Origin of the sequence: Stieleria mannarensis (genome assembly GCF_014154935.1) — a bacterium.
Taxonomy (GTDB): domain Bacteria; phylum Planctomycetota; class Planctomycetia; order Pirellulales; family Pirellulaceae; genus Stieleria; species Stieleria mannarensis.
This window is the reverse complement of the sequence record NZ_JACEHH010000071.1, coordinates 26,035-32,732: the sequence shown is the minus strand read 5'-3', so window position 1 is coordinate 32,732 and position 6,698 is coordinate 26,035. Positions and strand designations below refer to the sequence as shown.

Genomic DNA, 6,698 nt, shown 5'->3' with positions numbered 1-6,698 from the left:
GTCGGGCCGCGCGGTGCCTGAGAGTATGCAGTCGATACTGACCCGATTGGGGATCGATCTATCGATGTGGCGCGACTTGGTGTGGAATTTCAAGCGGTATTTTGGGCAGAGTTGTTGCGCGGGATCCCCGAGTGCGATGGGGAAGTTCGCCGAATCGACCGGCCGTCACTGGTCCAAGGGGCAACGGCACGTCGCCCCATGCTTCGTCGGTTGTACGTGATGGCGCGGTAGGTGACGCGTTGAACATCGTTGTCGTTAGGAATTGCAGGTAAGCTTGGCGGCCGTACGGCGCATCAGAGCAATGTTGGTTGGGAATGGAGCTCGTTCGCATGCCAACGCCGTGAGCGGCGATGTCTTGCCTGCGCCCTTGTCTCCCGCCGATCTACACCGTGGTAGGACCGCAATCCGTCATGCGGGGACGGTGGTATCCGCGGTGAATCCGCATTCTCTAATCCAGGAGAATGGCTGACCACTCTTGAGGTGGGCAGGTCATTCCGCTACCTGGTGTTTTGGGCCAGCGAGAACGTCGACAAGGAACACTCTGGGGTGCGGCAGCTGAATTATTGGTGGGGGCAGCGGCCAGGGGCGTGGGGGGGCTTATGGTGGGTGGCACCAAATGGGGAGCACCAAATGGGGAGTCAATCGGGAGTCTTATGGTTGGGGCGTGGCACCAGTGGCTGCGTACGCGAGGCGTTGCCTGAACGACCGGAATTTGTTGCGCAGGTCTTGGAAATCCGCTTATCGTGACGATTGTGAAATTTCTTGACGGGCGTTCAATCGGCGCCGATACACACCAGCAGCGCCGGCCTTGTTCCACTCGTGGCGGCGTCTTCTGCGAAGCTATCCGCAGGTCGTCTGACATGGATGTCAATGTTCTCATGAATTCGAGATCATCCCTTGTCCGTCCATGGCATGCTGAATCGGTCCGTACTTCTTTTGCTCCAGCTGGTTTGGTTTTCCGGGCTGGGCGGGAATACTTGCGCGCGCGATATTTGGCGTTTACCGACGTTCGCACAGCCCGCCAGCAATGTATCCGGTCGTGATGCTCTGTCCGAAGTCGAACGGCTCTACGCACACGCGATTGAATTGCAAGATCGAGCCGACGAGTCATGTGTCGACTACTTTTTTGAAGTCGCTCGACTCACTGTCGACGCGGGCGACTTGCCCATTCAATCCGGTGATCAGCTGGTCGGTCGTGTCCGCCAATTGCATCAATCTTCTCTGCAAAAGCTGATCATCACCGGTCAACAGTACGGGCGGCTGGATCCGCGTAGCGGGCTCACCGTGATCCAATGTGGCAGGGGCGTACGTATCCCGATCCGTCATCGGGGATTTGTTTGGCACGCGGAGGACTTCGATTTTCTCTCCGTTGTTGGGGATTATCACACTGCGAAGCTGAGCAAACACTACGCCCGGCCAGGTCTGGGGATTCCGCTCGTTGTCTCAAGCTGCCGGCGGCATGACCATTCATTCCGTCCACGACAGAGCGTCTTTGCTGCAACGATGCGGTTGGTGGATTACCATCCGCGCGGTTGCGTAACCGATTCGTGTTCGCTGCAGTCGAGGTGGTCAATGCAGACGCTTGCGATTGAACTCTACGATCCGTTGCGAGTGGACGCCGTCCAGGTTGGGGCATCGCAGTTTCCGATCGCGAAGGATTTATCAGCGCCGATCGTCTATCGCTTGTCGACGCGGCAAGGTGGTGTCTTTGAGGGGTTTCTGCAGCCTTTCGCGACGGGGCCAAGATTGGGCATCTCCCAGGCGCGTCTCTACACGCTTGAGCCCTATCAGCCAGGGAAAATCCCGGTCGTCTTCGTCCATGGACTGCTCTCGGACCGTTTCACTTGGGCCGAAATGGTGAATGAACTGAATGCCCGCCCCGAGTTCGTCGAGCGTTTTCAAATCTGGGTTTTCGAGTACCCGACCGGCCGCGCATTTCTAGGCAGTGCGGCAGAGTTGCGACGGCAGCTCGAAACCGTCTGCCGGAGGTTCGATCCGTGCGGGAGAGACGCCCAATTGTCAAACCTAATTCTGGCAGCCCACAGCATGGGAGGGTTGGTTGCCAAGATGCAAATCACCTCCAGCGGCGACCTGCTTTGGCGGAGCATCGCTGATTGTGGCTTTGATCAGGTCGTCGCGACTCCTGCCACTCGGCAGCGACTCTCCGAGACCTTCTTTTTCGCTCCATCGCCCAGAATCTCTCGCGTCGTGTACTTCGCGACACCGCACCGGGGATCGGAATTCGCAGCTCGTTTGATTGGTAGAATCGGTTCCGCCTGCGTCGAAGAGCCTGAGAATGAAGTGCGGATGCACCGGATGTTGATCACCGCCAACCCCGGCGTGTTCTCTCGCGAAGTTCGCCGCAGGATCCCGACAAGCTTGGATTTGCTGGAACCTCAAAGCAAACTTCTTCAGGTCTCTGACCGGTTGCCGATCCGGTGTGGGGTCGTGACCCATTCCATTATCGGCGATCACTGCTGGACACTGTCGCTAGGGCGATCCGATGGTGTGGTTTCGGTCGAAAGTGCGAGGGATAGGAACGCGACAACCGAGCGAATCGTCGATGCGACGCATTCGGGGGTCAAGTCAGCGCCCGAAGCGGTGGAAGAGTTTCAGGCGATCCTGCGATTGCACCGGCGTCACGGAACCGGCATGAAGCCATGCATCCAATTGCATTCGCCGTAAGCCAGTTTCGAGGATGAAAGACTTTGGGGCATTGGTCTAGCGCCGGGACGCTCACGTCGATTTGCTAGCGGCTGTACTTCTTATCAGCGAGGAATCGAATGGTGGGTGGCACCAGTTAAGGATGGTGGGTGGCACCAGTTAAGGATGGCGACGTGGTCGGGGACGCGGTGGCGGGGTTACGTGGCGAGGTAGGCTTTCATGACTTTGGCCACGTCGGCGACTGAGGCGCGGAGCTGGGTCACGCACTCGGCGGCTGCGTCAAAGGGGCCGTTGTCTTCGACCGATCGCAGGCCTTGCGCAATTTCGGACGTCTCGGTCGCGCCGACGCTGCGCGAGGCCCCGCTGAGGGTGTGCCCGGCGCGGCGGACGCCCTCCCCGTCATTGGCCAAAATCGCCGACTCGATCTGCCCAAGCAACATCTCGCTCTCATCCAGATACATCACCAGCAATTCACGCATCAGTTCTTCGTTGCCCGCAACCATCGACCGGACGGTTTCTAAGTCGTAACTGACCTCTTCTTCCAGAGCATCGTCGCCGGCCCCCGCCTGATCGCCGGCTCCCGTCTGATCAGCGGTCTCCACGTCGGCACACTCGGCAGGGACAGTTTCCGCACTTTCGCCGGCCTCCACCTCATCCGTCCGCTCGTCCGCGATTGCCGGTTCGGCGAATTCCGGCGGTTGACAGGTCGGTTCAGGTTCATCGGCCGACGGCCCCTGAAGTACTTTCAGGAGTTTCTCTTTCAAGACGCCGATGCGGATCGGTTTGGCGACGTATTCGTCCATCCCGACTCCGATGCATTTCTCGCGGTCGCCCTTCATGGCGTGCGCGGTCATGGCGATGATCGGCACGTGCCTGCCGGTTTCTTTTTCGAGCTCACGGATCGCTTCGGTCGCGGCAAAGCCATCCATGACCGGCATCTGCACATCCATCAACACGACATCAAAGTGATGGCTTTGAAAGGCTTCGACCGCTTCGGCACCGTTGTTGGCAACGGTCACTTGATGTCCGAACCGAGTGAGAACGCCGATGGCCAGTTTTTGGTTGATCGCGTTGTCTTCGGTCAACAACACCTTCAAATTGTCGATGGACTCGTGAACCGGTTCGCTGAAATCGTAATCGGGCGTGTCTTCGGGCGCGGTCACACCGAGCGTTCGAACGATGGCATCAAACAGCTCGCTCTGCTTGACGGGTTTCATCAATCGTTCGGAAATGTCCAGTCGATCTCGCAACGCATCCTCGCCCTCACGACCGCCACTGGTCAGCACGATGATCGGCGTTTCGGAAATACTCGGATCCCGCCGCACTTCTTCGATAAAGTCATACCCGCTCATTTCGGGCATGTGCACATCACTGATGACCAACTTGCAGGGTTCGTCACGCTGCTCGGATTCGCGCAGTAAATCAAGGGCCAATTCACCTGAGTCGGCCAGGACGGGAACCATCCCCCAGTTTCCGAGCATCTCTTGCAGAATCCTTCGATTGGTCGTGTTGTCATCGACGACCAAGACCTTTGACCCGCCGACGTACACCAAGCCGTTGAGCGCGCTCGCCTCGGTCCCGTTGGGGGCTTGTCGCAGATGAAGGTTGAAGTTGAATTGGCTGCCCTCCCCGACTTCGCTGCTGACCGAAATCGCTCCGCCCATCAAACCGACCAGGCGGGAGGAAATGGCGAGCCCCAGTCCGGTGCCGCCGAAACGTCGCGTGACTGACGTGTCGGCCTGTTCGAACTCTTCGAAAATCGCATTGCAGCGGTCTTCGGGGATCCCGATTCCCGTGTCCCGCACGGAGACTTGAAGTTCCAATTGCTCTTCGGATTGCGAAACCAGTTCGACTTCGACGAACACTTCCCCTTGCTCGGTGAACTTGATGGCGTTGCCGACCAAGTTGACGATGATTTGGCGCAGCCGCCCGGGGTCGCCGGTCAAGTAACGCGGGATCGCCGGGTCGACGCGAAAGGCCAGTTCCAATCCTTTCGCGTGAGCCTTCAAACCCAGCGTCTTCATCGTATCGCCCAGGCTTTCGCGGAGGTCAAAGGTCTGGGATTCGATCTCGAGTTTTCCCGCTTCAATCTTGGAGAAGTCGAGGATGTCATTGATCACCGCCAGCAGCGCTTCGCCCGATTCTTGGACCATCGAAAGGAAGTTGCGTTGGGTGGCATCCAGGCGTGTGTCGAGCACCAGATCGGTCATGCCGATGATGGCGTTCATGGGCGTGCGGATCTCGTGGCTCATGTTGGCCAAGAAGTCGCTTTTGGCCCGGTTGGCCTTGTCCGCGATCTCTTTGGCCTCCATCAGTTCTTTTTCGAATTTCTTGCGTTCGGTGATGTCATGGCCGATGCCGACCACACCGATCACGTCGCCTTCGGGGCTACGCAGCGGCACCTTGGTCGTCAGCAACCAGAGCTCATCGCCGTGATCGCCGTGGTGCGATTCTTCGCGGTCCAATAGCGGCTCGCCGGTCCGCATCACGTTTTGATCGTCGGTGACATAGTTGCACGCCATTTCCGCCGGCGAGAAATCGTAGTCGGTTTTTCCGACCAGCTCCTCGGGCGACTGGAGTCCGAGCAGGTCGACCAGGGCTGCGTTGGCGGTGATGAATCGCCCGGCACGGTCTTTGACATAGATCAAGTCGGGGACATTGTTGATGATCGTTTTTAACAAGTCGCGTTCGCGCGAGAGTTCCTGTTCGGCTTTCTTTTGATCGGTGACGTCACGCGAGATCCCAAAGGTCCCGACGATCTCGCCGTTGAGATCACGCAGCGGAACCTTCGTCGTGCTGCACCAGGTGTCTTCACGATCCGGATAGTTCTCGCGTTCGATCTTGGCGAGGATCGTTTCCCCGGTCTCCATGATCCGCCGTTCGTCGGCGAGCGCCTCGCGGGCATGTTCGCGTCCGAAGAAATCGGCATCGGATTTCCCGATCGCCTGGCGCGGGTCATTCACACCGAGTTTGGCGGCGCAGCTGCGGCTGAGCCGAATGAAGCGGCTGTCCACGTCCTTGAAATAGACGGCATCGGGGACGGTATCGAGCAGGATCGAGAGCAAGAATTTTTCGTACTCGACTTGATGTTCGGCATTCTTTTGGTCGGTGATGTCCCAGAACATGACCTGAATCCCGACCACTTTGCCGTTGACATCGTGTACCGGTGCCTTCCAGACTTCGACGTGTTTCAAATTGCCGCTGGAATCCTGGTGGCGTTCGACGTTGTGGTGCAATTTACCAGTTTCAATCACCTGACGGTCGTCGGCCAAATACTTCTTGGCCAGGTCGGCGGGGAACAAGTCAAAGTCGGTCTTGCCGATGATGGCCGGTGCCGAGACGCCCATCACGTCACACGCCAATTCGTTGGCGTATTGCAGGCGGCCACGCGTGTCCTTGCGCAGCACACACAACGGCAGACTTTCGACCAGCGAACGATAGACAGCTTCGCTATCACCCAGCGAACGACTGAGGTGACGTTGCTCGGAAATGTCATGGCTGGCTCCGCACAGCAACGGCTCGGACGATTGATCCCGATCCAAGACGACGGTTTCGCGGATCCAGATCGCCGGCCCCTCGGACGTCGCCAGCCGATAGTCGTATTGCGCCTGTCCGGTCTTTTCAAGATCCCGCCAAACTCGGGTGATCAACGAGCGGTCTTCCTCGTGGATCAATTCCAATCGGGCATCCGCCTCGGACAGCAACTCTGCGACCGATTTGCGAAACACATTCTCCGACGCCGCATCGATCCACTGAAATCGAGGACCGTCAAACGTCGCCGTCCAGCGGCACTCGCAAGAGTGTTTCAGCAGTCGGTCCGGGATCACGACGTCGGTGCCGCCAGCGTCAGAACTTGCATCGTCAGAACTTGCAGCGTCCTGCTGACCGGTGGCTTGGCTTGCATCGGCCGCAGTTGTATCGTCCGGACCTGCATCGGCGGGACTCGAATCGAGTTCGGAATTGTTGGACGGACTTCCGATTTCTGCACTGGCCATGGCGTCAAACCGACAAACTGGGGGAGGACTCGGTTTCCT

Annotated in this window: 3 protein-coding genes and 1 pseudogene; 2 read left to right on the top strand and 2 right to left on the bottom strand. The window is 58.4% G+C overall.

All coding sequences use genetic code 11. From position 1 onward, the window contains the following. Positions 1–220: pseudogene (locus tag H1B37_RS33470) on the top strand (hypothetical protein); the annotation flags it as partial. Between the two features lie 887 nt (positions 221–1,107). On the opposite strand, the gene H1B37_RS29930 reads toward H1B37_RS33470, so the two are convergent. After that, positions 1,108–1,326 carry a hypothetical protein gene (locus H1B37_RS29930; protein WP_182870960.1) on the bottom strand — a complete coding sequence of 73 codons (219 nt, stop codon included), beginning with the start codon at positions 1,324–1,326 and terminating at the stop codon, positions 1,108–1,110. 246 nt (positions 1,327–1,572) lie between these two features. Here H1B37_RS29930 and H1B37_RS29925 point away from each other — a divergent pair, with 246 nt between their 5' ends. Next, positions 1,573–2,685, top strand: coding sequence for an esterase/lipase family protein (locus H1B37_RS29925; protein WP_182870959.1), 1,113 nt, complete (start codon positions 1,573–1,575; stop codon positions 2,683–2,685). Between the two features lie 176 nt (positions 2,686–2,861). Here H1B37_RS29925 and H1B37_RS29920 read toward each other — a convergent pair whose 3' ends face one another. Further along, complete coding sequence (locus H1B37_RS29920) at positions 2,862–6,659, bottom strand: PAS domain-containing hybrid sensor histidine kinase/response regulator (RefSeq protein WP_182870958.1); 3,798 nt, start codon at positions 6,657–6,659, stop codon at positions 2,862–2,864. Positions 6,660–6,698: the final 39 nt, after the last annotated feature.